At 36.7% G+C, this 25,473-nt stretch carries 23 protein-coding genes; all 23 read left to right on the top strand.

Translation table 11 applies throughout. From position 1 onward, the window contains the following. Positions 1 to 16 precede the first annotated feature (16 nt). The 23 genes from pknB to mnmA all read left to right on the top strand — a co-directional run bounded on the left by pknB (position 17) and on the right by mnmA (position 25,453). Entirely contained in the window at positions 17 to 1,942 is a 1,926-nt protein-coding gene (gene pknB / locus O3617_RS01545; protein ID WP_371448266.1) for a Stk1 family PASTA domain-containing Ser/Thr kinase, read from the top strand. Positions 1,943 to 1,949: 7 nt separating this feature from the next. Continuing rightward, entirely contained in the window at positions 1,950 to 2,813 is an 864-nt protein-coding gene (gene rsgA, locus O3617_RS01540) for a ribosome small subunit-dependent GTPase A (RefSeq protein WP_371448264.1), read from the top strand. Between the two features lies 1 nt (position 2,814). Then, positions 2,815 to 3,465, top strand: coding sequence for a ribulose-phosphate 3-epimerase (gene rpe, locus O3617_RS01535; protein ID WP_371448262.1), 651 nt, complete (start codon positions 2,815 to 2,817; stop codon positions 3,463 to 3,465). 225 nt (positions 3,466 to 3,690) lie between these two features. Then, a complete protein-coding gene (gene rpsB / locus O3617_RS01530) occupies positions 3,691 to 4,443 on the top strand; it encodes a 30S ribosomal protein S2 (protein WP_005379083.1) in 753 nt (250 codons plus the stop codon). A 97-nt stretch (positions 4,444 to 4,540) separates the two neighbouring features. Continuing rightward, entirely contained in the window at positions 4,541 to 5,221 is a 681-nt protein-coding gene (gene tsf / locus O3617_RS01525) for a translation elongation factor Ts (protein WP_371448259.1), read from the top strand. 62 nt (positions 5,222 to 5,283) lie between these two features. Beyond that, on the top strand, positions 5,284 to 6,009 hold the full coding sequence (gene pyrH, locus O3617_RS01520; RefSeq protein WP_371448257.1) for a UMP kinase: 726 nt from the start codon (positions 5,284 to 5,286) through the stop codon (positions 6,007 to 6,009). Between the two features lie 5 nt (positions 6,010 to 6,014). Next, on the top strand, positions 6,015 to 6,575 hold the full coding sequence (gene frr / locus O3617_RS01515) for a ribosome recycling factor (protein ID WP_371448255.1): 561 nt from the start codon (positions 6,015 to 6,017) through the stop codon (positions 6,573 to 6,575). Next, a complete protein-coding gene (locus O3617_RS01510) occupies positions 6,575 to 6,826 on the top strand; it encodes a hypothetical protein (protein WP_371448253.1) in 252 nt (83 codons plus the stop codon). Before frr ends, O3617_RS01510 begins: the two co-directional genes overlap by 1 nt. Beyond that, on the top strand, positions 6,807 to 7,568 hold the full coding sequence (locus O3617_RS01505; protein WP_371448251.1) for an isoprenyl transferase: 762 nt from the start codon (positions 6,807 to 6,809) through the stop codon (positions 7,566 to 7,568). Before O3617_RS01510 ends, O3617_RS01505 begins: the two co-directional genes overlap by 20 nt. Positions 7,569 to 7,571: 3 nt before the next feature. After that, positions 7,572 to 8,393, top strand: coding sequence for a phosphatidate cytidylyltransferase (locus tag O3617_RS01500; RefSeq protein ID WP_371448249.1), 822 nt, complete (start codon positions 7,572 to 7,574; stop codon positions 8,391 to 8,393). A gap of 27 nt (positions 8,394 to 8,420) precedes the next feature. Continuing rightward, on the top strand, positions 8,421 to 9,572 hold the full coding sequence (locus O3617_RS01495; protein ID WP_371448248.1) for a 1-deoxy-D-xylulose-5-phosphate reductoisomerase: 1,152 nt from the start codon (positions 8,421 to 8,423) through the stop codon (positions 9,570 to 9,572). Between the two features lies 1 nt (position 9,573). Continuing rightward, a complete protein-coding gene (gene rseP, locus O3617_RS01490) occupies positions 9,574 to 10,590 on the top strand; it encodes an RIP metalloprotease RseP (protein ID WP_371448246.1) in 1,017 nt (338 codons plus the stop codon). A 24-nt stretch (positions 10,591 to 10,614) separates the two neighbouring features. Further along, the gene (gene ispG, locus O3617_RS01485; RefSeq protein ID WP_371448245.1) at positions 10,615 to 11,691 is read left to right on the top strand and encodes a flavodoxin-dependent (E)-4-hydroxy-3-methylbut-2-enyl-diphosphate synthase; all 1,077 of its coding nucleotides are present in this window, start codon (positions 10,615 to 10,617) and stop codon (positions 11,689 to 11,691) included. Between the two features lie 4 nt (positions 11,692 to 11,695). Next, positions 11,696 to 13,414, top strand: a complete 1,719-nt coding sequence (locus O3617_RS01480) for a proline--tRNA ligase (RefSeq protein WP_371448243.1) — start codon at positions 11,696 to 11,698, stop codon at positions 13,412 to 13,414. Positions 13,415 to 13,590: 176 nt separating this feature from the next. Continuing rightward, positions 13,591 to 14,415, top strand: coding sequence for a PHP domain-containing protein (locus O3617_RS01475; RefSeq protein WP_371448241.1), 825 nt, complete (start codon positions 13,591 to 13,593; stop codon positions 14,413 to 14,415). Between the two features lie 20 nt (positions 14,416 to 14,435). Next, positions 14,436 to 15,314: an Asp23/Gls24 family envelope stress response protein gene (locus O3617_RS01470; RefSeq protein ID WP_371448239.1), complete on the top strand. Its 879-nt coding sequence runs from the start codon at positions 14,436 to 14,438 to the stop codon at positions 15,312 to 15,314. Positions 15,315 to 15,322: 8 nt separating this feature from the next. Continuing rightward, entirely contained in the window at positions 15,323 to 16,639 is a 1,317-nt protein-coding gene (miaB, locus tag O3617_RS01465; RefSeq protein WP_371448237.1) for a tRNA (N6-isopentenyl adenosine(37)-C2)-methylthiotransferase MiaB, read from the top strand. 2 nt (positions 16,640 to 16,641) lie between these two features. Next, complete coding sequence (gene mutS, locus O3617_RS01460; protein WP_371448235.1) at positions 16,642 to 19,263, top strand: DNA mismatch repair protein MutS; 2,622 nt, start codon at positions 16,642 to 16,644, stop codon at positions 19,261 to 19,263. Next, on the top strand, positions 19,263 to 21,221 hold the full coding sequence (gene mutL, locus O3617_RS01455) for a DNA mismatch repair endonuclease MutL (protein ID WP_371448233.1): 1,959 nt from the start codon (positions 19,263 to 19,265) through the stop codon (positions 21,219 to 21,221). The genes mutS and mutL overlap by 1 nt, the downstream gene beginning before the upstream one ends. Before the next feature lies 1 nt (position 21,222). Further along, positions 21,223 to 22,017 carry a protein-L-IsoD(D-D) O-methyltransferase gene (locus O3617_RS01450; protein ID WP_371448231.1) on the top strand — a complete coding sequence of 265 codons (795 nt, stop codon included), beginning with the start codon at positions 21,223 to 21,225 and terminating at the stop codon, positions 22,015 to 22,017. Further along, positions 22,014 to 22,937, top strand: coding sequence for a tRNA (adenosine(37)-N6)-dimethylallyltransferase MiaA (gene miaA, locus O3617_RS01445; RefSeq protein ID WP_371448229.1), 924 nt, complete (start codon positions 22,014 to 22,016; stop codon positions 22,935 to 22,937). Before O3617_RS01450 ends, miaA begins: the two co-directional genes overlap by 4 nt. A gap of 16 nt (positions 22,938 to 22,953) precedes the next feature. Beyond that, positions 22,954 to 24,192, top strand: coding sequence for an aminotransferase class I/II-fold pyridoxal phosphate-dependent enzyme (locus O3617_RS01440; RefSeq protein WP_371448227.1), 1,239 nt, complete (start codon positions 22,954 to 22,956; stop codon positions 24,190 to 24,192). Between the two features lie 199 nt (positions 24,193 to 24,391). Further along, positions 24,392 to 25,453: a tRNA 2-thiouridine(34) synthase MnmA gene (mnmA, locus tag O3617_RS01435; protein WP_371448225.1), complete on the top strand. Its 1,062-nt coding sequence runs from the start codon at positions 24,392 to 24,394 to the stop codon at positions 25,451 to 25,453. Positions 25,454 to 25,473 lie beyond the last annotated feature (20 nt).

Genomic DNA, 25,473 nt, shown 5'->3' with positions numbered 1-25,473 from the left:
GAGAGTTATAAATATTATGAAGATTAAAGATACATTGCTGGATAATCGCTATCGTATCCTGACTAAAATTGGCGTCGGCGGAATGGCCGATGTATATAAAGGTGAAGATACATTATTAGGGCGCCCAGTAGCTATAAAAATTTTACATTCAAACTTTGCTAGTGATGACGAATTTGTAAGTCGCTTTAAACGAGAAGCTCAAGCCGCAGGTAAATTAAATCATCCTAATATTGTTAATATGTATGATGTAGGCTACGATCAAGGGATGCATTATATCATTATGGAATACGTTGATGGGGAAACGCTTAAGGAATATATTACACGTCATCATCGACTATCAATTGATGAAGCGGTTAAAATTACTATTGCCATCGGTGAAGGGTTAGAACATGCCCATGCAATGGGAATTGTTCATTGTGATATAAAACCACATAATGTCATCATTACAAATACTGGTCGCGTAAAGGTTACTGATTTTGGTATTGCCCGCGCCATGAATACCACGAATACCGTTATGTATACAAACTCAATCATGGGGTCAGCGCACTATCTTTCACCTGAGCAAGCAAGTGGTAAATCAGTGGATGGGAGTACAGATATCTATTCATTAGGTGTAGTTTTATATGAAATGTTAACTGGTAAGGTTCCTTTTGAAGGGGAAACGCCAATTGCAGTAGCATTAAAACATGTTCGTGAAAAGGTAATTCCTCCAACGCGATACAATCCGTCTATTCCACCATTGTTAGAGGCTGTTGTGTTGAAAGCATTAGCTAAAAATCCGGCCGATCGCTTTGATTCTATTTCGGAAATGATGGGGGATTTAAGGTTATCCCAAGGCTTTACAATGGGAAAAACTCAACGACATGAACCTTATGATTTTGCCACACAAATGATTCCAGCTGTAGATCCGGATACATTAGAAGATTTTAATGATATTGATGACTCTACGCCTAATGAGGTTAAAAAGAAATCTATGCTTAGTAAGATTGCATCCATACCACAGAAATATATAGTTCTTGGTGCTGCCGTTATTTTTTTGATTGCATTTTTAGGGGCGTTCTTGAGCTATGGTAATTTCTGGAGTAATACAACTGTAGACGTGCCCAATGTAGTAGGAAAACAAGTGTCTGTAGCGAAAAATATTTTGGAAGATAAACATTTGCGCGTTTCCACCAGTGAAGTAACCAATACAGATGTACCAGCAGGACAAGTCATCTCTCAAAGTCCAGGGGCTGGTGAAAAGGTAAAAGAACAACGTACTATTCATCTTGTCGTATCTAAAGGTGTTGGTGATATTACGGTTCCAGATTTATCCGGTTTAACCGTAGAACAAGCACGTCAACGTTTAAAAGATTTAGGTCTTGTGGTTGGTAAAATCACACAAGGTTCTGTGGAAGGAAAGCCTGATAATGTTATAGTTGCTCAAAGTCCTTCTGGTGATTCAAAAGTTTCAAAGGGCACAACTATAGATTTAGTTCTTAATAAGGCGCAAGCCAAAAAAGTAAAAATGCCTGATGTGGTTGGCATGACATTGAAGGATGCACGCCAAGTTTTAAGCTCTAATAACATTGGGGTTAATCAAATATCTGGTTCGGTTGATGATAAATCGATTGTAACAGAACAAAGTATTAAGGCTGGTGAAGAGGTTTCTGAAGGCAGTAGCTTAAATTTAGCCACTGAATTAAAGGATGCATCCAATAAGAAGGATGATTCAAAACAAAGCTCTTCAAATCGTACTAAAGGAACTGTGGATATAACGGTACCATCTGGTTCAAAAAATCAGGAGGTAAAAATCGTAGTTAAAGATGATGAAGGTTCATCTGTCATTTATGATGATACCAATAAGCCTGGTGACCGGATCGTGAAAAATGTTTCCGGTGTTGGTAATGTGCGAATACAAGTATATCTAAATGGCGCATTAGTTCAGGATACTGCATTATAGAGGTGCTATGAACACAGGTATTGTAATTAAAAATATGAATGGTTACTTTTATATCCAAGATGAATTGGGAACCATTCATGAATGCAAGGTTAGAGGGCGTATCAAAAAGTCTCGATATAGCTTATTAGTTGGTGATCGAGTTGAGTTTTCCAATGATGGCTTTGTTGAGGCCATTTTACCACGTAAAAATTCTATGATACGACCTGCCGTTGCTAATATAGATCAGGTTATTCTCGTGGTAGCTGCTCATAATCCGGATATCAATGAATTATTGCTTGACAAGATGCTGGTAATGATTGAACATGCCGATATTCCTGTTCTCCTATGTATAAATAAATACGATGTAGGGGATTCTGCGACAGATGAACTAATTAATAAATATAAATCGATTGATTATCATGTTATTACTACATCTGCTACACATAATATCGGTATTGATGAATTGCGTAGTCAATTACAGCATAAGGTAACGGCCTTTGCAGGGCCTTCTGGTGTTGGTAAAAGTAGCTTATTAAATGCGGTTGATGAGAAATTTGCATTCCAAACAGGTGAAATAAGCGACAAGATTAAACGTGGTAAGCATACAACACGGCATGCCTCATTATTTAGCCTAAATACGGATTCCTTTATTATGGATACACCTGGTTTTAGTTCTATTGAGTTTACCGATATTACATTAGAACGATTACCTACGTTATTCCCAGAATTTTCTGATTATGTGGACGCTTGTAAATTTAGCCCTTGTTATCATGAGCATGAACCTATTTGTGGAATTAAAAAGGCGTTAGCGGATCATAAGATTTATGAAAGCCGCTATGATGCATATCAGATTATTAGAAAAGATATACAGAACCAAAGAAAGAGGTTTTAAAATGATAAAAATAGCACCGTCGATGTTATCTGCAGACTTTTCTATATTGCGTGATGAAGTTAAAACTATTGAACAAGCTGGGGCAGATTATTTACATATTGATGTTATGGATGGGCATTTTGTTCCTAATTTAACATTTGGCGCACCTATAGTGAAAGCTATTCGCCCACATACATCATTGCCGTTCGATGTACATTTAATGGTTACAAATCCTGCGGATTATGTCGAGGAATATGCGAAAATAGGGGTTGAATATTTTACATTTCATCAAGAAACTGTTCCTCATATACATCGTTTAATACAACATATTAAGTCGGTAGGTATGAAAGCTGGTGTTGCACTTAACCCAGGTACTCCTGTTTCAATGTTAGAAGATGTGGCAGGAGATCTAGATATGATTTTAATTATGTCCGTAAATCCTGGATTTGGAGGCCAATCTTTTATTCCTCGGGCTGTTGAGAAAATTAAACAAGCTAAACTGTTATTAGATTCCGTAGAAAATACGAATGCTGTTATAGAAGTAGACGGTGGTATCAATGATATTACGTGTATTCCAGTCAAGGATGCAGGTGCAACTGTATTAGTTGCAGGTTCAGCAGTATTCGGTGCTCCCAATAGAGCTAAGATGATAGAAGCTATACGAAATAACTAATATACTTGTTATAAGAATGTAATATTTTATAATTAAACATGTAGATCTTCGTAAAGAGTCAGTAATTCTTTTGGAATTACTGACTCTTTACTTGCTTTTACGATAATTTTTTGTTAAAATTATCTGGTATGAAAAATAAGCACGTCGGTGGACTTCGGTACTGTGCCTAATTTTGGGTGACCCGAAGGATGAAGCGGCGGAGGTTAATTAACAGGAGGTGCCACAATGGCAGTAGTATCAATGAAACAATTATTAGAGGCTGGTGTACACTTTGGTCATCAGACTAGAAGATGGAACCCTAAAATGGCGAAATTCATCTTCACTGAACGCAATGGTATTTATATCATTGACTTGTCTAAAACAGTTAAAAAAGTAGAAGAAGCTTACAATTTCTTACGTGAAGTTGCTTCCCAAGGCGAAGTAATCTTGTTCGTAGGTACTAAAAAACAAGCTCAAGAAGCTATTAAAGAAGAAGCTATCCGTGCTAACATGTTCTTCGTTAACGAACGTTGGTTGGGCGGCATGTTGACTAATTTCAAAACAATTGAAACTCGTATTAAACGTTTAAAACAATTGGAAGCTATGGCAGAAGATGGTACTTTCGAAGTATTACCTAAAAAAGAAGTTATCGGCCTTCGTCATGAAATGGAAAAATTGGAAAAATATCTTGGCGGTATCAAAGATATGCCTAAAATGCCAGGTGCTCTTTTCGTAGTTGATCCTAAAAAAGAAAAAATCGCTATTGCAGAAGCTAAAAAATTGGGTATTCCAGTTGTTGCAACAGTTGACACTAACTGTGATCCAGACGAAGTTGAATTTCCAATCCCAGCAAATGATGACGCTATCCGTGCTGTAAAATTATTAGCTGGTAAAATGGCTGACGCTGTTCTTGAAGGTCGTCAAGGCGAATCCTTTGATGAAGCATTAGATAACATGGTTTCTGATTCTGCAGAAATGGTTCGCGACGGTCAAGCTTAATCATAATTGATTAGCATTTGAAAGATAAATCTATAACATATATAATTAGGGTAAGGACTATATCCTTACCTTAATTAGTACTAGGAGGAAGAAAATAATGGCAATTACTGCTGCTTTGGTAAAAGAATTGCGCGACATGACTGGCGCTGGTATGATGGATGCTAAAAAAGCATTGGTTGAAACTGACGGTAATATCGATAAAGCGGTTGACCTTCTTCGTGAAAAAGGTTTGGCTGCTGCTGCTAAAAAAGCAGGTCGTATTGCAGCTGAAGGTGTAGTACAATCCTACATTCATGCTGGTGGTCGTATCGGTGTTTTGGTTGAAGTAAACTGCGAAACTGACTTTGTTGCTAAAACTGATGATTTCCAAAACTTAGCACGTGATATTGCTATGCAAATCGCTGCTGTTAACCCTACATACTTGAATCGTGAAGAAGTTCCTGCTGAAGTAATCGAACATGAAAAACAAGTATTGTTGGAACAAGCTAAGGTAGAAGCTGAAGAAGACGTTAAAGCTGGTCGTAAACCAAAACCTGAAGCTGTTTTGGAAAAAATGGTTAATGGCCGTATTGAAAAATTCTATAAAGAAAATTGCCTATTAGAACAAGCGTTCATTAAAGATGGTGACAAATCTGTTATTGATATCATTAATGAAAATATTGCAAAAATCGGTGAAAACATCAACGTACGTCGTTTTGTTCGCTACGGTTTAGGCGAAGGCATTGAAAAACGCCAAGATGACTTCGTAGCAGAAGTAATGGCATCTGTTGGTAAATAATTAAGAAATAATAAGAGAACACCGTACCGTGTTCTCTTATTTTGCAATAGAGGAGTATACAAATGGCAAAAAGACACTTTAAACGTATTGTTTTGAAGTTAAGTGGTGAGGCTTTAGCAGGAGAACAAGGCTTTGGTATCAATCCAGATGTAGTTGAAAAGTTCGCACAAGAAATTGCGGCTTTAGCTAAGTCCACTGATTTAGAAATCGCTATTGTTGTTGGTGGCGGTAACCTATGGAGAGGTTTGGCTGGTAGTAATAAAGGCATGGATCGTGCTACAGCTGACTATATGGGCATGTTAGCAACAGTGATGAACTCCTTAGCATTGCAAGATGCATTAGAACAAGCTGGTGTTGATACTCGTGTACAAACAGCTATTGAAATGCAAGAGGTAGCAGAACCTTATATTCGTCGTCGTGCAATTCGACATTTAGAGAAAAAACGCATCGTTATCTTTGGCGCGGGTCTAGGTAAACCGTATTTTTCTACAGATACAACAGCTGCATTGCGTGCTGCAGAAATTGAAGCAGATGCAATTTTGATGGCTAAAAAGTTTGCTGATGGTGTATATGATTCTGATCCAAAAACAAATCCAAATGCCGTTAAATTTGATGAATTGACATATAATGACATTATTACAAAAGAATTAAAGGTAATGGATTCTACATCCACTACATTATGTAAAGATAATAATATCCCTATTATCGTATTTAGCATGGATATTCCTGGTAATATTACTAAAGCTGCTAAGGGTGAAGAAGTAGGGACCATCGTTCACGGGGTATAATCAATATGGAATTAAAAGACTTACTGCAACAACAAGAAGAGCGTATGAATAAGTCCATTGAGTCTTTGAAGCATGAATTTGCTTCTATTCGTACCGGTCGAGCTAGTACTGCCTTACTTGATAAGGTAATGGTTGATTATTATGGATCTCCTTCACCAATTAATCAAGTAGCAAATATCTCTGTACCAGAACCACGTATGATTTTAATCGCACCATGGGATAAGTCCATGATTGGTGCCATAGAAAAGGCCATTTTACAATCTGACTTAGGATTGAATCCTGGGAATGACGGTACTGCTATTCGCTTAACAATCCCCCAATTGACTGAAGAACGTCGTAAAGAGATTGTAAAAGTAGTTCATAAGAAAGCTGAAGATGCAAAGGTAGCGATTCGCAATATTCGCCGCGATGCTAATGATGCATTAAAAAAAGAAGAAAAAGCAAAAACAATTACTGAAGATGATGCTAAAGATGGTTTAGATCAAATTCAAAAATTAACGGATAAAAAGATTAAACAAATCGATGATTTGAAAGCCGTTAAAGAAAAGGACGTATTAGAAGTATAATGACCGATTCTAGTAGTCTTATCGGAATGCCTTGGCAGCTTGCAAAGTCTCAATTGCAGGCTGCCCATATTCCTTTTAAGGTAATAATTGGCGATAACTTTAATCGCTTTTTTGATATAGCCTCTGAAGGCTATTATGTCGCAAGAATTACTGCATGTGATGATATGCTCCATATCATTTTATATAGGCCAATGGTGGCTAGTGATTTTGGACATACTCTGGGGGTAATGTATGCTGAGGAAACTATTTAAACGCGATACATCATCTACCATTACTATAGATGAACATAATGTACCTCGTCATGTTGCTATTATCATGGATGGCAATGGGCGTTGGGCAAAGCGTCGTGGCATGCCTCGGTCAATGGGACATCGAGCAGGTGCTGATGTATTAAAAGAAATTGTTATTGCTGCTGATGAAATTGGTGTTAGTGCATTAACAGTATATGGATTTTCTACAGAAAATTGGAAACGACCTGAACAAGAGGTCTCTCTTTTAATGGCTCTGATAAAAGAATATTTACAAAAAAATGTACGATATATGCATGAACACAATGTGCGTATACGTTTTATTGGCCATATTCAGGGACTTTCAGAGGAATTGCAACAAATTATTCAAGATTCCGAATCATTAACTAAGAATAATACAGGCCTAACCTTACAATTAGCAATCAATTATGGTGGGCGTGATGAAATAGTAAGAACTGTAAAAGGCATAGCACAATCTGTGTTAGAAGGAAATCTTACAGTTCAGGATATTACTGAACAATATATTAGCGATCATCTGTATACGCGTGAGTTTAGTGATGTCGATTTGTTGATACGTCCAAGTAAAGATTACCGTATCAGTAATTTTTTATTATGGCAATTAGCTTATGCTGAATTCTGGTTCACAGATTTACATTGGCCAGATTTTACAAAAGAAACATTATTAGAAGCTATAGCAGCTTATCAAAAACGAGAACGTCGTTTCGGTGGCTTGCAAGAGGAATAATCGATGCTTAAAACACGTGTTATTACAGCCGTTATTGGGTTTATTATCGCATTAGGTGCCATTACATTAGGTGGCTTTACTTATGATGTACTTATTACATTGTTAGCACTTATTGGGTGGCGAGAATTTGCACTGTTAAGTAAGGCTAAACATGTTCGTGTTCCCCTATTATGGGGGTATCTATCTATTATTGTAATCATGATATCCTTATGGTTTGGAAATTATACATTGAGTTTAGCTTGTTTTACATTTGCCATCATAGCTAACTATTTAATGTGTACATTTGGTGAAAATACGTATTCTATGGGTAGCGTTTCCTATAGCGTATTTGGACTCTTATATATCATCATGGGACTTGGATCTTTACTCCTAATTCGTCATGATTGGTTATATAGTTCCTTAACTATGCCTGTTGAAGGTGAAAGCTGGGGCGTAGTTATGCTTTGGCTATTATTATTTTCTACATGGGCCAGTGATACATTTGCGTATTTTGCAGGTCGTGCATTTGGTAAACGTAAGATAGTACCTTCTATTAGTCCCAATAAAACATTAGAAGGTTTTATTGGAGGTTTTATCGGCTGCATTATAACTGGAATTGTATATGCGATTATCAGTAGTATACCTATTTATATTGGCGTCTATGTGGGAATTATATGTGGTATATTAGCACCTTTAGGCGATTTATTTGAATCTAAGCTAAAACGATTATGTAATGTAAAAGACTCGGGTACATTATTACCCGGTCACGGCGGTGTGTTAGATCGCTTTGATAGCTTGATGTTTACGGCACCTGTTACATTATTACTAATATTGTGTTTTGCATAATTGGCATAAGCAGAAAAGAAGGCTTTTATGAAATATGTGAGTATATTGGGCAGTACTGGCTCTATTGGAACACAGACACTAGATGTTATCAAACAACACCCAGATCAATTTGAAGCTGTCGCTTTGGTTGCACATCGGAATATTGATCTACTAGAACAGCAAATTAATGAATTTCATCCTCTTATAGCTGGTGTTGTTGATGAGGATGCATATGCTCTTATTAAAGAACGTTACCATGGTTCGACTAAACTAATTGGTGGTAAAGAAGCTTTAATAGCTGCTGCTACCATTCAAGAAGCGACCATGGTTGTTACTGCTATTGTTGGAGCCGTTGGCATTGAACCAACTGTAGAAGCTATTAAATCACATAAGACGATTGGTTTAGCTAATAAGGAAACCTTGGTAGCAGGTGGGCCTTTGATTACAGCGCTTGCCAAGGAATATAATGTGGATATATTACCTATTGATAGTGAACATAGTGCCATTTTTCAATGCTTAGAAGGACAAACTAAATCAAATGTAGACTCATTGATTCTAACAGCTTCTGGGGGTCCGCTTCGAACCTGGTCAAGCGAACGTATTGCGTCTGCTACAGCTGAGGATTGTTTAAAACATCCTACATGGAATATGGGCAGTAAAATTACTATTGATTCTGCATCTTTATTCAATAAAGGTTTAGAGGTAATTGAGGCTCATTGGTTATTTGATTTTGATTTCAATCATATCGATGTGGTAGTACATCCTCAAAGTATTATCCACTCTATGATTCGATTAAATGATGGTGCCATACTTGCTCAAATGGGCAATCCTGATATGCGCGAACCAATTCAATATGCCTTAACATATCCTAAGCGGATGCACCTTGATATGAAACATTTGGACTTTAAAGAATTACTCACTCTTGAGTTTATGCCTCCTAGAGTGGATGATTTTCCTGCTTTAAATTTAGCATATGAAGTTGGTAAAATTGGTGGTTTTAAACCAGCAGTATTTAACGCTGCTAATGAAACTGCTGTATATGCATTTTTAGACGGGAAAATCGTATTTAGCGATATCTATAAAATCGTTACTGCTGTCTTGGCATCTATGGAAACAGATGATGCATTTACTCTTGATAATTTACTAGCTATCGATCAATGGGCTCGCATAAAAGCTTCAGAATTTATAAATAGGAGATAGTATGATTACGGCTTTAGCCACAATATTTGTATTTGGGTTAATCGTGTTTATTCATGAATTAGGTCATTTTATTACAGCTAAATTATCTGGCATGCGTGTTGATGAATTTGCTATTGGTTTCGGTCCAGTTTTACTAAAAAAACAGTATGGTGAAACTTTATACTCCGTTCGTTGTATTCCTCTAGGTGGTTTCAATCGCATCGCTGGAATGACACCTGATGAACCACTAGATGAAGGTTCATTTTATAATAAGCCAGCTTATAAAAAATTAATTGTTATATCTGCTGGTGCCATGTTTAACTTTTTGTTGGCCATCGTTATATTCTTTGGTCTTAATGCTACAGTAGGTACCATGGTATCTACAGATAAACCAATTATTGGTAGTACTATCGCTGGTGGGGCTGCTGATATAGGACAATTAAAGAAAGGGGATATTATCGTGTCTATAGATAATAAACCTATTTCTAGATGGTCTGAAATTTCCGATACTTTAAAAGGGACTGCTAATCATGGTGTTTCCATTGTTGTTAATCGCGATGGTGACATGGTAGAGACGACAGTAGTTCCAAAAATGGAAAAGGATACTCCTAAGCTTGGTATCTATCAGGCTTATGAAACGATTCCTCATAGCATAGGTGACTCATTTGTACTAGCTATTCATAAGACAGGATATATTATTGTTGCCATGGTTGATGGTTTACGTGAAATGGTTGTAGGAACAGAACAAGCTGAAGTATCAGGCCCTGTTGGTATATCGCATATGGCGGGTTCCATAGCGCAACAAGGGTTTGCGCCATTGTTAGGGTTTGCCGCATTGCTTAGCATTAACCTTGGTGTAATCAATCTGTTACCACTACCTGTTCTTGATGGTGGTCATCTTATTATTATCTTAGTAGAGGCTATTACAAGACGAAAATTACCTGCAAAAGCTCTTATGTATATACAAATGGTAGGTATCGCCTTATTAGTTACAATATTCGTATATGCCACTGCCAAAGATATACTACAATTACTATAAATAAGTCATAGTTAGGAGTTATATATGATTACTAGAAAACCAACAAATGGTATCTATGTAGGCAATGTAAAAATTGGCGACTATGCACCTGTTAGTATTCAATCTATGATTACTACGGATCCTGTACATACGGAAAAAGCGATTGCTGAAATTAATAGATTGGCAGATGCTGGATGTGAATTAGTACGCGTTGCAGTACCGACAATGCAATCCGCTAAAGCGTTAAAAGCAGTACGTGCAGGCATTACAATTCCTCTTATCGCAGATATTCATTTTGATTATAAATTGGCATTAGAAGCCATTGAGAATAATGTAGACGGCCTCCGTATCAATCCGGGGAATATTGGTGGAGAGGATAAGGTGTTGGCCGTTATTGAAAAGGCTCAACCCAAACAAATACCTATTCGTATTGGTGTTAATGCTGGTTCTTTACCACAATATATTCTAGATGCTTATGGTGGTCATCCAACAGCTGATGGTATGGTTGAGACCGCACTAGAACACGTACGTATTTTAGAGAAATTAGACTATAAACAGATGAAGATTTCTATTAAAGCGACTGAAGTACCACTTATGGTAGAAGCTTATAGAAAGCTTTCAGATAAAATACCATATCCATTGCACTTAGGTGTAACTGAGGCCGGTACCATCAAACAAGGTACGATTAAATCGGCTATGGGTATTGGAGCATTATTATTAGATGGTATCGGTGATACATTGCGCGTATCCTTAACCGGTGACCCTATTCATGAAATTGAGGTAGGTAAAAGTATTCTAAGCAATTTAGGTCTTAGAAACTTTGGAGCTACCATGATTTCATGCCCAACATGCGGTCGTTGCCAAGTTAATTTATTTGATATGGCAAGCATTGTAGAAGAACGTCTAGCATCCATTTCTGCACCTATCAAGGTTGCCGTAATGGGATGTGTCGTTAATGGACCTGGTGAAGCAAGGGAAGCCGATTTTGGTATTGCCGGTGGCAAAGGTCAAGGTATCGTATTCAAAAAAGGGGAAGTTTTAAAAACCGTACCTGAATCTGAACTAGTAGATACTTTATTTAGAGAAATTGATCAATATTTAGAAACAATTGATAAGGAGTAATTGTATGTTAGCCAGTAAATTATATGCCCCAACATTGCGGGAAGTTCCATCTGATGCAGATGTGGTAAGTCAACAGCTTATGTTGCGCGCAGGTTTTATGCGTAAGGTAGCTAATGGTTTATATAGTTTTTTACCTTTGGGCTGGCGAAGCATCAAAAAAATTGAAGCTATCATTCGCGAAGAAATGGATCGCTCTGGTGCACAAGAGATTATGATGCCTATTTTGCAACCAGCAGAGATTTGGAAAGAATCTGGTCGTTGGAATGCGTATGGTGCTGAAATGATGCGTATTAATGACCGTCATGATGTGGAGTACTGCTTAGGACCAACTCATGAAGAAATGATTACAACATTGGTAAAAAATGAAATTAATTCATATCGTCAATTACCAGTTAATCTTTATCAAATCCAAAGTAAATTCCGCGATGAACGTCGTCCACGATATGGTTTAATGCGTAGCCGCGAATTTATCATGAAGGATGGTTACTCCTTTGACATTGATGATGCAGCTGCAGATGTATCTTACAAAAATATGTATGATGCATATAGTCGTATTTTTACTCGTTGCGGTCTTACTTTTAGACCTGTAGAAGCAGATAGCGGTGCTATTGGTGGTAGTAATACCCATGAATTTATGGCTATTGCTGAAGCCGGTGAAGCAGATATTATTCACTGTTCCGCTTGTGACTATGCAGCGAATATTGAAATTGGTAAACCTGGCATCATGAAGCAAGCAGAAGAAGCTTTAAAAGAATTAGAAGTAGTGGATACACCTCATGCATCTACTATTGAAGCTGTTGCAGAAATGCTCAATTTACCTTTAGAAAAAACTATTAAAGCCGTAGTATATGCCATTGAAGATAAAGTAATTCTAGCTATGGTTCGCGGCGATCACGATGTGAATGAAGTAGCTGTTCAACACGCTGTTAATGGTTCCGTAGAGCCTGAAATGGCAACACCTGAACAATTGGCAAATGTTGGATTGACTGCTGGGTTTATCAGTCCGGTAGGTCTTACACAAACAGACGATTTTGCTATTGTTGTAGACGAATCCGTTATGGAAACCTACAATGTTTGTGGTGGCGCCAATAAAGTTGATGCTCATTACATCAATATCAATCCTAAACGCGATTTTAATACAGATGATATCATCGTAGCACCTATTCGTTTGATTACTAAAGACGATGTGTGCCCTGAATGCCATAGTCCTTTAGAATACAGTAAAGGTATCGAAGTAGGCCAAGTATTTAAGTTAGGTACTAAATATTCTGAAAGTTTACAAGCTACATACCTTGATCAAAATGGTCGTCCTAATGCAATGGTTATGGGCTGTTATGGTATCGGTGTTAGCCGTACATTAGCTGCAGCTATTGAACAATATCATGATGAAAATGGTATTATTTGGCCGCGTGCTATAGCTCCATTTGAAGTAGTTATTGTTCCTATTAACGCAAAAGATAAAGCTCTAATGTCCACAAGTATATCTATTTACAATACATTATTAAACAATAAAGTAGATGTTTTATTAGATGACCGTAAAGATCGGGCTGGCGTTAAGTTTAAAGATGCTGATCTTATTGGCTATCCGTTGCGTATTACAGTAAGTAAAAATACGTTGGAAAGTAATGAGGTTGAAATTCGCGTTCGTAAAACAGGTGAAGCTATTAATTGTCCAATTGATGAAGTATCTAACAAGGTACAAGAATTATTGAGCCAATTATAATTAAATTGCGATTCTAGTGAAAGCTCATTGGAATCGCAATTTTTATATTTATATATATGTGAATGTATTCAATTTCATATTGAAAACTTTTAGTTAATACCTTGTAAAAACTTGAATAAACAAGCGGAATAAGTCATAATAAAATGATAGGGTAATGTAATAATTTGGAGGTAATTATGCGTGTAGATTTTCATATGCATTCTACATTCTCTGACGGTGTAGAAACACCAGAACAGCTATTACAACATGCTAGTGAAGCTGATTTGAAAATGATTGCATTAACTGATCACGATGAAATTGCTGGTATAGATGTAATGTTACAAAATAATAGTTCTATTCAAATTATTACAGGTTGTGAGTTCAGTGGTCACTATAAAGGTAAGGATATTCATATCTTAGGTTATGGATTTAATCATCATGATGAAGGATTGAGGAAATTCATTGAATTTTTCAAAGAAAAACGTGAATCAAGAATAAAAGAAATTATTAGTCGATGTATTACTCATGGCTATGATATTTCTTTTTCTGAATTGGAAAAATTATATCCAAATACTAAGTCCTATGGTAGACCACATGTTGCTAGATTATTAATAGATCATGGCTATGCCAAAGATGTACAAGATGTATTTGATGGTATATTAAATTCAAAAAGCCCTTGTTATATACCTAAAGTAAAATTAGAAGTACCCGAAATATTAGATATTATTCATAATGCGAATGGCCTAGCTGTATTAGCGCATCCAAAATTAGTCCGTAATGATGAGTATGTTACGGAACTATTAAACTATAGTTTTGATGGTATAGAAGTATATCATTCTAAACATGATTATGATGATGAAGTAAAATATTTAACCATGGCAAAAGAGCGAAATTTATTTGTTACAGGTGGATCTGATTATCATGGAATACCTAATCGATACCCTTATCATTTAGGTGAATATGTTGTAGATAGTAATCTAGTAAATCAATTTATTGAACGCATACGTTGTATAACAGCGTAATTATAGATGTGAGGTGTACTATGGAAGTTATTGCTTTTGTAGGTGGTAGTGGGACCGGTAAAAGTCATCGGGCTCTCGTACTAGCTCATGAAAATAGTGTGGAATGCATTATTGATGATGGTATTTTAATTCATGATAATAAAATTGTAGCTGGATTTTCTGCAAAAAAAGAATCCAGCCGTTTAAAGGCCGTTCGTCGTGCTATATTCCAAGATCCTGTTCAAGTTAAAGAGGTTCGTAGTCAATTAGATGCTATTAATCCGAATCGATTGATGATTATCGGTACATCCGATAATATGGTCAAAAAAATTACAAAGGCATTGGGGTTACAAGAACCAGATCGATATATTCGCATTGAAGATGTAGCAACACCAAAAGAAATTGAAAAAGCGCAGTATGCTCGTTTAAAGGAAGGCAAGCATATTATTCCTGTGCCAACCATGGAATTAAAACCTCACTTTAAAGGATATCTTATCGATCCAATTAAGACGATTTGGAGACGACGTACATTGCGTAAACAAGATCCTGATAAAATTGGTCAAATTGGATCTGAAGGCTTTGAACGTTCCGTTGTTAGACCAGCCTTTAGTTATTATGGCCGTCTAACCTTTGATGATGATGTTATCATTAAATTAATTAGAAATAGCCTAAAAAAGGTTCCTGGTGTTGATGCCTCATCAGATATCGCTTTCAAAAAGAGCTCTAAAGGGCAGAATGGTTTAATGTTAGATATGTCAGTTGTTATAGAACAAGGACATCCAGTTAAACCACTGATGCAACAGGTACAAAAATCTGTACGCAACGAATTAGAATATATTACGGGCATGTCTGTAGAGCGGATGTCTATAAAAGTAAAAAATATTGTAGAAACAAAACGTAAGATTATAAAACATATGTAGGAGATAGAATGAAGTCATATTATATATATACCTATGGTTGTCAAATGAATACCGCTGATTCTGAGCGTCTTTCACATCAACTTGAAACAGTAGGTTATATACCGACCGATGATGTAGAATCGGCAGATTTAATATTATTGAATACCTGTGCGGTGCGTGAAACGGCAGAAACGAAAGTATTTGGTCGTATTGGTGAATTAAAACGTTTAAAACAACAAAATAAAAATTTGATTATTGCTATTACAGGTTGTATGGCACAAAAAAATCAAGCTGAAATGTTTAAACGTGCCCCTCACATAGATATTGTATTAGGCACTCATAATATTCAACATATTAATGAAATGATTGCTGAGGTTCAGCGTACTCATAAACATCAAATTAATGTTGATATGGATAATACCGTGCTTCCTGAATTACAAGCTAAACCTAATGGCACATTTTTTGCGTGGGTTCCTATTATGAATGGGTGTAATAAGTTTTGTACCTATTGCATCGTTCCTCATGTGCGTGGACGTGAGATTAGTCGCCCTGTAGATGCTATTGTAAAAGAAGTAACAGAGTTGGGTGCAAAAGGGTTTAAGGAGATTACGTTATTAGGACAAAATGTAAATTCCTATGGCTTAGATTTTAAAGATGGTACTGATTTTGGCACATTAGTAGACGCCCTTGATCATATCCCAGGAATCGAACGTATTCGTTATATGACGAGTCATCCTCAAGATATGACCAAATCCATGATTGATGCATTAGGACGTTCTAGTAATATCGTGACACACTTACATTTACCAATTCAATCTGGTTCAGATAGAATTTTGAAGAAAATGAATAGACATTATACGGTGGAACATTATAAAGAGCTATTGTCCTATTGTAGAGAAAAAATTAAAGATGTTGTTGTCACTACAGATATCATTGTAGGCTTCCCAGGGGAAACTGATGAGGATTTTGAACAAACTCTTCAATTATTAAAAGATGTTCGTTATGATATGGCGTATACATTCATTTACTCTAAACGTTCTGGTACACCTGCTGCTACTATGGATGAGCAAGTTCCTGATGAAGTAAAGCGTGTTCGTCTCCAACAATTGATGGATATTCAAAATGAAATTTCCTTAGAGCTTAATAAAACTATGGAAGGCCAAGTATTTGATATTATTGTAGAAGGTCCAAGTGCTAAAGATGAAACCATGTGGTTTGGTCGTACGTCGGGAAATAAAATGGTATTATTTCCAAAAGATGATGAATTAACTATTGGTGATACTGTACCAGCCTATATTGATAAAGCACAAACGTGGGTCTGCTACGGCACCATTCAAAAGGGGTAAGAATGGCAAAAAAATTAACACCAATGATGGAACAATATATAGACATCAAATCTAAGCATAGTGATGAACTATTATTTTTCCGCCTCGGTGATTTTTATGAATTATTTAATGAAGATGCATTAATTGCATCTAGAGAATTGAATATTACTCTAACGGGTAGACCGACAGGCAATGAGGAACGAACACCTATGTGTGGCGTTCCTTTTCATGCTGCTGAAAGTTATATTGAAACCTTAGTTAAAAAGGGGTATAAGGTTGCTATATGCGAGCAGTTAGAGGATCCTAAAGCTGTTAAAGGGATTGTTAAGCGCGATGTTATACAAGTGATTACACCTGGTACCGTGATGACTGAAAACGGTAATGATGCACGAAGAAATAATTTTTTAGCGTTATTTTATTTAGTCAAGGAAGCATGGATTCTTGTGTATTCCGACGTTTCTACAGGAGAGGTTATTTGGGACCGTGTATCACAAGATAATATAAGTCAAATATATGATTCCTTAAGCATGTATAGGCCTGCAGAAATCATTGTTCCTGATGGAACTATTTTGCCACAATCAATTGTCGATTTCATTCATAATCAATTCAATAATGTGGTATTATCTCCATTTTCCTCTTTTGAAAGTATTGAACAGGTATGTAAATTAGCAAATAATCACTTTCAAGATATGGGCCTTATGGAGGAAGATGTATTAGCTGCTCTAGGCTTTATGCTCTTATATTTACAAGATGTAATTAAAACAGAAATAGCTCATATTAATTATGTTCATCAAATGGATGTAGGAAATCGTTTGATTTTAGATACATCCTCATTGCGTCATCTTGAGATTACTCACAATTTACGAGATGGTGGTGTAAAGGGTACCTTATTAGATGTGCTCGACAGAACATTAACACCTATGGGAGCTCGTTTATTAAAACAATGGTTGGAAAGTCCTCTAACAGATATACCTACGATTCAACGACGTCAAGCTGCTGTTGCAGAACTTATATCTCGTAATGGTGAAAGATGCGAAATTCAAAGTTATTTAGATTGTATTTATGATTTTGAGCGTATCGTTGGTCGTATTGAAACGGGTTCTGTATCACCTCGAGACTTTACATCTCTTCGCGAATCCTTGCAAGTATTGCCACAGCTTAAGAGCCTTCTTACGGAATTTTCTGGACTTTCCTTAACATCTATTAACAGCCGCATCGATAATCATGCTGATATATATGATTTATTAAATCGTGCTATTGCAGAACAACCTGCATTAACATTAAAAGATGGTCGTGTAATTCGTGATGGCTATAACGAAGAATTAGATGAACTACGATCCTTAGCAACAAACAGTGAGGTTTGGCTTCAAAAGTTAGAGGATAAGGCTAGAGAAGAAACAGGTCTTAAACTTAAAACAAAATATAATAAGGTTTTTGGTTATTTCTTTGAAGTAAGTAAATCACAAATTGATAAGGTGCCAGCTTATTTTATTCGAAAACAAACTACAGTTAATGCTGAACGGTATATTACGCCTGATTTGAAAGAGTTTGAAATTAAAATTCTAAGCGCCAAGGAAAAAATCGTTTCTCTAGAACAACAACTCTATCAAGATTTACGTAATCAAATTAAGGGTGTTATCAAACGTGTTCAAGAAACAGCGAGAGCCTTAGCAGAACTCGATGTGCTAGCATCATTAGCTACAGTAGCCTATGAGTCGAACTATATTTGCCCGAATATCGTTATGAATGGACAAATTAATATTCGTGATGGCCGTCATCCGGTAATAGAAAAATTCTTGAAACGAGAAGTATTTGTTCCCAATGATGTGGTACTTAATCATGATGATGAAGAATTTATGCTCATAACAGGCCCTAATATGGCTGGTAAATCTACCTATATGAGACAAGTCGCGATACTTATGATTATGGCTCAAATAGGATCATTCATTCCTGCAAGGGAGGCTACTATTTCTCCAGTAGATCGCGTATTCACACGTGTTGGTGCGAGTGATGATATTTCTACTGGTCAAAGTACATTTATGGTAGAAATGAAAGAGGTTGCGTATATTCTAGAAAATGCTACCTCTAAGAGTTTGATTATCCTCGATGAAATAGGTCGTGGTACGAGTACATTCGATGGCTTAAGCATTGCACAGGCTGTAGTCGAACATATTTGCAAGCATATTCATGCAAAAACATTGTTCGCTACACACTACCATGAATTGATTCCTTTGGAAGATGTATATCCTAGGTTGAAGAATTATACGGTAGCTGTAAAGGAAAAAGGTAAGGATATAGCCTTTTTACGCCGCATTATTAGAGGTGGTGCCGATAGGAGCTATGGTATTCACGTAGCAAAATTGGCGGGTTTGCCGGCTCAAGTATTGAAACGAGCGGAAGTGATTCTTGAATCCTTAGAGGAACAAAATACCGATACCGATGATTTAAATAATCGCGTAATAACATCAGACACTGTTGTAAAATATACAAAACCATCTATCGAACAAGATGATTTTGGGAATTTATTCACCCATTCTGTAGTAGATTCTTTGCTAGCTATAGATGTGAATACGATGACACCGATAGAGGCATTGAATACAATTCATCAGTTACAAGCAGAGGCGCGTAATGGAGGCGGTAAATAATGGCAACCATACATGTTTTGGATGAAACTACAATCAATAAAATAGCAGCTGGTGAGGTTGTGGAACGTCCTGCATCAGTTGTAAAAGAACTGATTGAAAACTCTATTGATGCTGGTGCTACATCGATTGAAGTGGAAATTGGTGAAGGTGGAAGTGCATATATGCGCATTACTGATAATGGCAAGGGGATGACAGAAGAGGATGCCCGCCTTGCAGTTTTGCGTCATGCAACCTCTAAGATTAAAAATGTAGAGGATTTATTCGATATTGCATCCTTAGGTTTCAGGGGAGAGGCTTTGGCGAGTATCGCCTCTGTTTCTCATTTTGTTTTGACTACTAGAACTATAGACCAAGATCTTGGTACACGTATCCTCATCGATGGAGGAACCTTTACTGATTGTATTCCTTATGGTGCAGCACCTGGTACGACAATTGAAGTGAAGGAATTATTTTTTAATACACCAGCTCGTCGTAAATTTCTTAAAACCGAACGAACTGAATCATCTAAAATTCAAGACATTGTTGGTAAATTGGCATTAAGTAATCCGCATATTGCTTTTAAATTAACTATTGATGATCGTGTAGCCATCATTACACCAGGATCTGGCTCAATAGAAGATACAGTGGCTGCATTATACGGTTATAAGACCAAGAATGATATATTTCCTATCGCTTATGAAAGTGAACATATCTATATCGAAGGTGTTGTATCAAAACCAACCTTATTGAAGAGTACGCGTATATGGCAGACGATTATCGTCAATAACCGTGTTATATCGGATAAGACAATCTTAAAAGCTATAGATAATGCGTATCATGCATTATTGCCAAAATCCGGTTATCCACTGGTTTTATTACATATTACAGTACCTGCTAGTATGGTGGATATCAATGTTCACCCTCGTAAGAGCGAAGTTAAATTTGAAGATGATAAAATAATATTTAAGGCTGTTTATCATGCAATTTTAAATGCTTTAAATAACCCTCTTCATGAACGATATGAACGTGAATCATCGTCGTACGTACAACCAGTAGAAACTGAAGCCAAAGGTAGTGGATACGATTCATATCAATCACCTCAAGTAGTTAGTGATCACAGTGATACAGCAGAGCATATTGCAACAGCCATTGATTATGATAAGGTCTTTGGTGGGCGTCGCACAAAAGGGTATGAGGTGCTTCGCCAAGATACACGTGATTTTGTAGATGCCTTAAAAGAAAAAGGGTTCACACCACCAGCTCCAAAAGCGACATATGAACAGGAAACATTTGAGGAATCCTCATTTACATCAGTTCCTACAGCTTATACTAGCTATACGACGGAAGATAAAGAGAAATTCCATCAAATACAAGAACAGCATATAGAAGATGAATCTAGAGATATACAAAAATCAGGCTTTTTACCAATGGGGCAGGTTGCATCCTGTTATATATTAGCCAAAAAAGGTGATGATTTATATATTATAGATCAGCATGCAGCACATGAACGTGTCCGTTATGATCGTTTGTGTAAATCTTCGGAAGCTATACCAATGCAAAGCCTGCTTGTACCGACTTATAGCAATGCCACAGAGGATGAAATGAATCTTGTTGAGAATGAACAAGACGCTTTGTTGGATTTAGGCTTTGAAGTAGAGCTTGGCGGTCCTAATCAAATCAAATTAGTTGGTGCACCTGTAGATCTAGTAGAAAGTAAAGCTCAGGAAATTTTATCTTATGTATTTACTTTTTTGCATGACCATGAACAGCCTACCAAAGCTCAATTGCGTCATGAAATGCTAGCTTATGCATCTTGTAGGGGGGCCATTAAATCTGGACACAATCTTAATATGTACCAAATGACAACCCTTATTGAAGATTTATTCCATACAGATAAACCTTATGTGTGCCCTCATGGTCGCCCAACAATTATTAAATTTACACCTGATGAATTGGGTAAGTTATTCTTAAGGTCTTAATATGATTATTACTACTTCACAAAAAGCGTCTTCAGCAATAAAAGAAGAAACAAAAGAATTAGCTAAATCATTAGATTTAGTATATCTAAATCGTCAAAAGAGGCCTATTTCTGAACTATTATTAGAGGATACGCCTATTGCGGTTGTTTCTAAGAATCAATTGACAATTCATTTTAACGAAGAACAGGATCATAGATTTCATTTATCCATGGCTCAATTGCGTATTTTACGCTTACAACGTGGAGATGATGACCATCTTGTAAACGCTATAGAATTGTTAACAGCTGAATCATCTAATTCTATATCTATAGTTGATTGTACGCTGGGCCTTGGCAGTGATAGTATTATCATGTCCTATGCATTCCCTAGTGCACATATTATAGGATTAGAAGCGTCATATCCTATATGGCTATCTACATGGTTTGGATTGAAACATTATACTCATGAGGATATGACTGTAACAAATGCACTACGTCGTATTGATGCTCGTCATGATAATTTTGAAAGCTTTTTACAGGGGCTACCTAACGATAGTGTAGATATATTATATTTTGACCCTATGTTTGAAGTTCCTATTGAAGAAAGTCCACAATTTAAACCGTTGCGTGGGCATACTTCGGAAGGTAGAATCACAGATTCTGTTATTCAGGAAGCTAAGCGCGTTTGTCGATTAGGTTTTATTATCAAAGAACGACCGTTTAGCTCTGTATTTAAAGATTTTCCACCATCCACATGGGTGGGCGGCAAGTATAGTCGTATAGGATATGGTGTTTACAGTAATGAGGGGTTACAATGAAAAAGTTAATAACAATTGTAGGTCCTACAGCTGTAGGTAAGACTGACTTAACATTAGCATTGGCTAAAGGCTATCATGGCGAAGTGATTTCTGGTGATGCGTATCAGGTGTATAAACATTTGAATATTGGTACTGCAAAGGCGACAACAGAAGAATTAGCTGCTGTACCTCATCATCTTATAAATATTTTAGAACCTGACGATGATTACAGTGTTTCTATCTTTCAACAACAAGCCAAATCATTAATAGATCAATTAAATAACAATCATGTTGTACCAATCTTATCTGGTGGAACTGGTTTATATGTTCAGTCTTTGTTAGAAAACTATAATTTTAATGATATAAAACCTAATACAAAATTAAGAAGCGAATTAGATGAGTTATATGCTGAATATGGCGTAGATGGATTACGTGAGTATGCTCAGAATTTGGCAGAAAAAGGTGGCATAGAAATTAAATATACCGATAAACATCGGTTGTACCGCGCTATTGAATTGATGACAGCTGGTGATTATGAATCGTTAATAAAGCAAACAAAAGATGGTTTATCCTATAAAGGTCCAGTTATTGGATTAAAACGTGAGCGCAGTGATTTGTATGACCGCATCAATCGCCGTGTGGAGATTATGTTTGAACAGGGATTAGTAGATGAAGTTAAGACCTTATTAGACTCTGGCGTAAATCCACAATGCCAAGCCTTTAAAGGCATTGGCTATAAAGAGGTTATCCAGTATTTAGAAGGATTAATCAGCTATGACGCATGTGTTGATTTAATTCAAAAGAATACGCGCCACTTTGCAAAACGGCAGATTACGTGGTACAAACGTATGCCGTATATAGAGTGGATTACTATTGATAAACAAACTACAAGTAATGAAATTTTTTGTAAAGCTCGCACTATAATAGAAGCGACACTATAACAGTAAAGGAAAAGGTATGACATTAGAAGAAATACGTAGTAAAGCCCTTGAAATGGCGGAGACACAATTTAAAAAGTTTGAACCTATTGCATTAGCAAATACAAAAAAAGTATTAGAAGCATTTAAAGAGTGTCAAGTATCTGATTATCATTTTATAGGCACAACTGGTTACGGTTACAATGATGTGGGACGTGAAAAATTAGATGAAGTATTTGCCTATGTATTTAAAGGCGAAAAGGCTCTTGTGCGACCTCATTTTGTATCGGGTACTCACGCATTAGCTACTACACTGATGGCTATTATGGGAAATGGCTCTAAAGGAACTGAATTTATCTATGCTGTTGGAGCTCCTTATGATACCATGCAATCTGTTATAGGCTATACTCGTCCTGTTAAGGGATCATTGATTGAAAAAGGCTTTACCTATACAGAAGTGCCTCTAAAAAATAATACCTACGATTTGGAGGCTATTGGAAAGGCTGTTAATTCCAATACGCGTGCTGTTGTTATACAACGTTCTCGTGGGTATAGCACACGTGAACCATTATCGATTGCGGATATTAAGGCTATCGTTGATGTTGTGAAAGCTAAGAATCCAGAAACCATTTGCTTTGTAGATAATTGCTACGGTGAATTTACAGAGCTTCAAGAACCATTAGAGGCTGGTGCTGATATCATGGCAGGTTCTCTCATCAAAAATGCAGGAGGCGGTTTGGCACCAACCGGTGGCTATATCGTAGGTCGTGAGGACCTTGTAGAAGACGCAGCATATCAATTGACGGCTCCAGGACTTGGTGATCATATGGGTTCCTATGCTCCTGGCTACCGTCTATTCTTCCAAGGCTTATTTATGGCTCCTCATGTAGTTTTACAAGCTCTTAAAGGGGCTGTGTATACAGCTGCGGTAGGTGAATTACTAGGATATGAAGTATTTCCTAAGGTAGATGCAGACCGTTATGATTTAATTCAAGCCATCAATTTAAAAAATGGTGAGGAAATGGAGCATTTCTGTGTAGGCATGCAAGCTTACTCTCCTGTAGATGCTCATGTGCATCCAATTCCTGGGGATATGCCTGGTTATGAAGATAAAATTATCATGGCTGGCGGTACATTTGTACAAGGGTCATCTATTGAACTCAGTGCTGATGGTCCTGTGCGCCCTCCATATACAATCTTCATGCAAGGTGGTCTTGTATTCGAACATTCTATGCTCGGCATTTTAGGTGCGGCAGAGGAATTATTAAAACATAGATAATAATTAGAATCTCTTTCTTTGATGGAAAGAGATTCTTTTGTTTCAAATCTTTTCAATATACATCATTCTAGGCTATAATATAAGTTGCTATAATTTCATAGCAATACTACTCGGACTTTTACACCGAATTAGTGTTTTTACACGTCAGGCTTTCACCCTGATTAGTTTTATGATCAAGAGATCATTAAAAGGAGAAAGTATGGAAAAAGTTATCGCTGTAGCTATGAGTGGTGGAGTAGATAGTTCTTTGACTGCTGCAATGCTGCTAAAACAAGGCTATAAAGTATTTGGTATTACCCTATGGCTATGGGTGAGTGGGACACCGTATGATGAGGTGCCTCTTGCTGTAACAGATGCTAAGAAAATGTGTGATTTTCTTGGTATCGAGCATCATGTTATCGATGCTCGTGATGTATTCTACGATAATGTAGTAGACTATTTCGTGAAAGAATATGCTTATGGGCGCACACCAAATCCTTGTGTATTCTGTAATAAAAATATTAAATTTGATTTAATGCTTAATCGGGCATTAGAACTAGGTGCTACACATATGGTAACCGGTCACTATGCACAGGTTAATTATAATGAAGACACTGGTTTATATGAATTGCATAAAGGTGTTGACCCAACTAAAGATCAAAGCTATGTTATGTATAATATGAATCAACGTATTTTGAGTCATCTTATGTTCCCATTGGGTGGCCAATGTAAAACAGAAACACGTAAATTAGCTGCTGAATATGATTTGCCAGTAGCTAAGAAACCAGACAGTGTAGATATTTGTTTCTTACCGCATGGTAATTACCAAAAACTCGTAGTAGAAGAAATGAAAACTAAACCAAAATCTGGTAATATTGTTACTGAAGATGGTGAAATATTAGGAAAGCATACGGGTTTATTCAATTACACGATTGGTCAACGTAAAGGACTAGGCATTGCCTATAAACACCCTTTATATGTTATTGGCTTTAATGGTGAACGCAATGAAGTTATTGTAGGACCTAATGAACGACTTTTTACAAATCGTATGATTTGTAAGTTTTATAATTTCTTAGATGATACAATCCATAAAGAGTTAAAGGCGGAAGGTAAAATTCGTTACGCAGCCAAGCCATCGCCTTGTACGGCACGTATCTTAGACGACGATACGATGGAGGTCATCTTTGATGAACCACAACGGGCTATTACACCCGGTCAGTCCGTAGCCTTTTATAATGGCACTCAATTATTAGGAGGTGCTGTTATCGATTGCGTATGTTAGAAAGGAGAATACAAGTTCCT

Origin of the sequence: Veillonella sp. 27098_8_77, from assembly GCF_041431535.1 — a bacterium.
Classification (GTDB): domain Bacteria; phylum Bacillota; class Negativicutes; order Veillonellales; family Veillonellaceae; genus Veillonella.
This window is presented reverse-complemented; position numbering and strand designations above follow the sequence as displayed.

Bases quoted from the DNA above. Each gene is read 5' to 3' on its own strand.
- pknB (WP_371448266.1), top strand. From the start codon at position 17: ATGAAGATTAAAGATACATTGCTGGATAATCGCTATCGTATCCTGACT.
- rsgA (WP_371448264.1), top strand. From the start codon at position 1,950: ATGAACACAGGTATTGTAATTAAAAATATGAATGGTTACTTTTATATC.
- rpe (WP_371448262.1), top strand. From the start codon at position 2,815: ATGATAAAAATAGCACCGTCGATGTTATCTGCAGACTTTTCTATATTG.
- rpsB (WP_005379083.1), top strand. From the start codon at position 3,691: ATGGCAGTAGTATCAATGAAACAATTATTAGAGGCTGGTGTACACTTT.
- tsf (WP_371448259.1), top strand. From the start codon at position 4,541: ATGGCAATTACTGCTGCTTTGGTAAAAGAATTGCGCGACATGACTGGC.
- pyrH (WP_371448257.1), top strand. From the start codon at position 5,284: ATGGCAAAAAGACACTTTAAACGTATTGTTTTGAAGTTAAGTGGTGAG.
- frr (WP_371448255.1), top strand. From the start codon at position 6,015: ATGGAATTAAAAGACTTACTGCAACAACAAGAAGAGCGTATGAATAAG.
- O3617_RS01510 (WP_371448253.1), top strand. From the start codon at position 6,575: ATGACCGATTCTAGTAGTCTTATCGGAATGCCTTGGCAGCTTGCAAAG.
- O3617_RS01505 (WP_371448251.1), top strand. From the start codon at position 6,807: ATGCTGAGGAAACTATTTAAACGCGATACATCATCTACCATTACTATA.
- O3617_RS01500 (WP_371448249.1), top strand. From the start codon at position 7,572: ATGCTTAAAACACGTGTTATTACAGCCGTTATTGGGTTTATTATCGCA.
- O3617_RS01495 (WP_371448248.1), top strand. From the start codon at position 8,421: ATGAAATATGTGAGTATATTGGGCAGTACTGGCTCTATTGGAACACAG.
- rseP (WP_371448246.1), top strand. From the start codon at position 9,574: ATGATTACGGCTTTAGCCACAATATTTGTATTTGGGTTAATCGTGTTT.
- ispG (WP_371448245.1), top strand. From the start codon at position 10,615: ATGATTACTAGAAAACCAACAAATGGTATCTATGTAGGCAATGTAAAA.
- O3617_RS01480 (WP_371448243.1), top strand. From the start codon at position 11,696: ATGTTAGCCAGTAAATTATATGCCCCAACATTGCGGGAAGTTCCATCT.
- O3617_RS01475 (WP_371448241.1), top strand. From the start codon at position 13,591: ATGCGTGTAGATTTTCATATGCATTCTACATTCTCTGACGGTGTAGAA.
- O3617_RS01470 (WP_371448239.1), top strand. From the start codon at position 14,436: ATGGAAGTTATTGCTTTTGTAGGTGGTAGTGGGACCGGTAAAAGTCAT.
- miaB (WP_371448237.1), top strand. From the start codon at position 15,323: ATGAAGTCATATTATATATATACCTATGGTTGTCAAATGAATACCGCT.
- mutS (WP_371448235.1), top strand. From the start codon at position 16,642: ATGGCAAAAAAATTAACACCAATGATGGAACAATATATAGACATCAAA.
- mutL (WP_371448233.1), top strand. From the start codon at position 19,263: ATGGCAACCATACATGTTTTGGATGAAACTACAATCAATAAAATAGCA.
- O3617_RS01450 (WP_371448231.1), top strand. From the start codon at position 21,223: ATGATTATTACTACTTCACAAAAAGCGTCTTCAGCAATAAAAGAAGAA.
- miaA (WP_371448229.1), top strand. From the start codon at position 22,014: ATGAAAAAGTTAATAACAATTGTAGGTCCTACAGCTGTAGGTAAGACT.
- O3617_RS01440 (WP_371448227.1), top strand. From the start codon at position 22,954: ATGACATTAGAAGAAATACGTAGTAAAGCCCTTGAAATGGCGGAGACA.
- mnmA (WP_371448225.1), top strand. From the start codon at position 24,392: ATGGAAAAAGTTATCGCTGTAGCTATGAGTGGTGGAGTAGATAGTTCT.